4 protein-coding genes are annotated in these 3330 nt (G+C 61.4%); all 4 read left to right on the plus strand.

Annotated features, from left to right (window positions below):
* On the plus strand, window positions 1–574 hold a 574-nt coding region (locus tag EN969_RS22965; RefSeq protein ID WP_164758430.1), incomplete at its 5' end, for an iron-sulfur cluster-binding domain-containing protein.
* A 71-nt stretch (window positions 575–645) separates the two neighbouring features.
* On the plus strand, window positions 646–1296 hold the full coding sequence (locus EN969_RS22970; protein WP_063168879.1) for a glutathione S-transferase: 651 nt from the start codon (window positions 646–648) through the stop codon (window positions 1294–1296).
* Between the two features lie 58 nt (window positions 1297–1354).
* Window positions 1355–2482 carry an S-(hydroxymethyl)glutathione dehydrogenase/class III alcohol dehydrogenase gene (locus tag EN969_RS22975; protein WP_063168878.1) on the plus strand — a complete coding sequence of 376 codons (1128 nt, stop codon included), beginning with the start codon at window positions 1355–1357 and terminating at the stop codon, window positions 2480–2482.
* A gap of 212 nt (window positions 2483–2694) precedes the next feature.
* Window positions 2695–3330 (plus strand): S-formylglutathione hydrolase (gene fghA / locus EN969_RS22980; RefSeq protein WP_127419419.1); only part of this gene is annotated, 636 nt, incomplete at its 3' end.

The following is a 3330-nucleotide window of genomic DNA, read 5'->3' on the forward strand; positions in this document are numbered from 1 at the left end:
GGCGCTGAAGAACCAGGAGCTTGCGCACGAGCTGCATTATTTCGCGCAAGGCGAGGAACACCTCGCCTTTGCCGATCGGCTGAAGCATCTCGGCGATGCGCTGAAGCCGCATCTCGGCCTCTCGCCCGACGCGACCGGCGCCGAGCTTCGACAACTCCTCGCCGGTTATCGCAATGGCATGCATCTCTACATCTGCGGCCCGGGACCGATGCTGGAAGCCGCGCGCAAGATCGCGGCCGAGCAGGGCTGGCCGGATAGCGCCGTCCATTTCGAGTACTTCAAGAACACCAACAAGATCGACGACAGTTCGAGCTTCGAGGTCGCGCTGGCGCGCTCCTGCGTCACGCTTCAGGTGCCGGCGGGCAAGACGATCATGCAGGTCATGCGCGAAAGCGGCATCGATGTTCCGTCGTCTTGCGAGCAAGGCGCCTGCGGCACTTGCGTGGCGACGGTGATCGAGGGCGAACCGGACCATCAGGACGTCTACCTCAACGATGCCGAGAGGAAGGCCGGAACCAAGATCATGACCTGCGTTTCGCGCGCCAAATCGGCACGCCTCGTGCTGGACATCTAACTGTTTGTTTTACGCAATTCCGGACGGAAAACCGTTACACACTTTTCCTGGAATTGCTTTAGGAGCCGCCGATGATCACGCTTTACGACTACGAACTGTCGGGCAATTGCTACAAGCTGCGGCTGCTGATGAGTTTTCTCGGCATCGACTACAAGACCGTGCCGGTCGACTTCTACCCCGGCCGCGAACACAAGTCGGAATGGTTCCTGAAACTCAATCCGCTTGGCCAGCTGCCGGTCATCGAGGATGAAGAGCTGATCTTGCGCGATGCCCAAGCGATCCTTGTCTATCTCGCCTCGAAATACGATCCGTCGGGCACCTGGTATCCGCGGGACAATCCCGCTCTGCTGGGCGAGATCAGCCAGTGGCTGGCCTTTGCAGACGGTATCACTTCGACGGCGTCGGCCGCCCGCCTGCACGATGCGCTGTTTTATGACTTCGATATCGACGCCGCGCGTGCCGGCGCGCATCGCCTTTTCCGTATCCTCGACGAGCATCTGTGGTTCGGCGAACAGCAGGGCCGCAACTGGATCTGTTCGGCCAGTCACCCGACCATCGCCGACATCGCCTGTTTTCCTTACATCATCCTGTCGGAGGAAGGCGGTGTTCCGCGCCAGGACTATCCGGCTATTCGGCGCTGGTGCGACCGTGTCAAGCGCATCAAGGGCTTCACCGTCATGTCGGGTGTGTTTCCCGCCGGCCCCGGCAAGATCGCCGCATAGTCTGATCATAAGCGCCGCGTTCTGGCCCGGCAAAATAGAGATTTGGGAGAGAAAAAGAATGAAAACCCGCGCCGCTGTCGCTGTTGCCGCCGGAAAGCCGCTGGAGATCATGGAGGTCGACCTCGAGGGCCCGCGCGAGGGCGAAGTGCTGGTCGAGATCAAGGCGACAGGCATTTGCCACACCGACGAATTCACACTGTCGGGCGCCGATCCGGAAGGTCTGTTTCCGGCCATCCTCGGCCATGAAGGCGCCGGCGTCGTCGTCGATGTCGGCAAGGGTGTCACCTCGCTCAAGAAGGGCGACCACGTCATCCCGCTCTATACGCCCGAATGCCGCCAGTGCCCGTCCTGCCTGTCGAGAAAGACGAACCTCTGCACGGCGATCCGCGCCACGCAGGGCCAGGGCCTGATGCCCGATGGTTCGTCGCGCTTCTCGATCGGCAAGGACAAGATCTTTCACTATATGGGCTGCTCGACCTTCTCCAACTTCACCGTGCTGCCCGAGATCGCACTGGCCAAGGTCAACCCCGACGCGCCCTTCGACAAGATCTGCTACATCGGCTGCGGCGTCACCACCGGCATCGGTGCCGTGATCAACACCGCCAAGGTCGAGATCGGCGCCACCGCGGTCGTCTTCGGCCTCGGCGGCATCGGCCTCAATGTCATCCAGGGCCTGAAACTTGCCGGCGCCGGCATGATCATCGGCGTCGATTTGAACAACGACAAGAAGGAGTGGGGCGAGCGCTTCGGCATGACGCATTTCGTCAATCCGAAGGAGATCGACGGCGATGTCGTGCCCTACCTCGTCAACATGACCAAGCGTGGCGCCGACCAGATCGGCGGCGCCGACTACACATTCGACTGCACCGGCAGCACCAAGGTGATGCGTCAGGCGCTGGAAGCCTCGCATCGCGGCTGGGGCAAGTCGGTGGTCATCGGCGTTGCCGGCGCCGGCCAGGAGATCTCGACCAGGCCGTTCCAGCTGGTCACCGGCCGCACCTGGATGGGCACCGCCTTCGGCGGCGCGCGCGGCCGCACCGATGTGCCGAAGATCGTCGACTGGTACATGGACGGCAAGATCCAGATCGACCCGATGATCACCCACACGCTCAAGCTCGAGGACATCAACAAGGGTTTCGATCTCATGCATGCCGGGGAGAGCATTCGCAGCGTCGTGGTTTACTGACCGGCTCACACGACACGCTCGCGTCGAAGGCTCTGTGTTCCCAAAATACCGTGCCTCCCCGACATCGGGCGTTAGGCCGGCGGCGCGACTGACATTCCGGATGTCCGCGCCGCCGGTCGGTTCGACCCCACCTGATCCGCCCGGGTTGCCGCGATCATGGTCGATGCCGTAGACACCGGCCCATTGGCGTTTGAAATCCGTGGAGAGGGAATATGCCGGAACCCATGAAGACCATCTCCCAGGCAAAATCCCATGGCGGAGTGCAGGGCATCTATTCGCACCTGTCGACGAGTTGCTGCTGCGACATGACGTTTGCCGTTTTCGTGCCTCCACAGGCCCGGGAAACGCCTTGCCCCGTGGTGTGGTATTTGTCGGGACTGACCTGCACCCATCAAAATGTCATGGACAAAGGCGAATACAGGCGCATGGCCGCCGAACTTGGCCTGATCGTCGTCTGTCCAGACACCAGTCCGCGCGGCGCCGACATCCCTGATGACAAGGACAATTGGCAGTTTGGCGGCGGCGCCGGCTTTTATCTTGATGCAACGCAGGAGCCTTATGCGAAGAACTACCGGATGTATTCCTACCTCGTCGAGGAACTACCCACGCTGATCGCCGCTAATTTTCCGGCAGACATGTCGCGCCAAGCCATAACGGGCCATTCGATGGGCGGACACGGCGCGCTGACGATTGCTTTGAAAAACCCGCAGCGGTTCAGGAGTTGCTCGGCATTTGCGCCGATCGTGCAGCCAAGCGCTGCCGGCTGGTCAAGGCCGGCTTTCGAAAAATATCTCGGCACGGATGAGGCCTCGTGGCGGGCCTACGACGCTACTTCGCTTGTTGAAGAC

The sequence above is a fragment of the Mesorhizobium sp. M7A.F.Ca.CA.003.01.2.1 genome, from assembly GCF_003998945.1.
GTDB lineage: Bacteria > Pseudomonadota > Alphaproteobacteria > Rhizobiales > Rhizobiaceae > Mesorhizobium > Mesorhizobium ciceri.

Excerpts from the sequence above, each read along its gene's own strand:
- EN969_RS22975 (WP_063168878.1), top strand. The coding sequence starts at position 1,355 with ATGAAAACCCGCGCCGCTGTCGCTGTTGCCGCCGGAAAGCCGCTGGAG.
- EN969_RS22970 (WP_063168879.1), top strand. The coding sequence starts at position 646 with ATGATCACGCTTTACGACTACGAACTGTCGGGCAATTGCTACAAGCTG.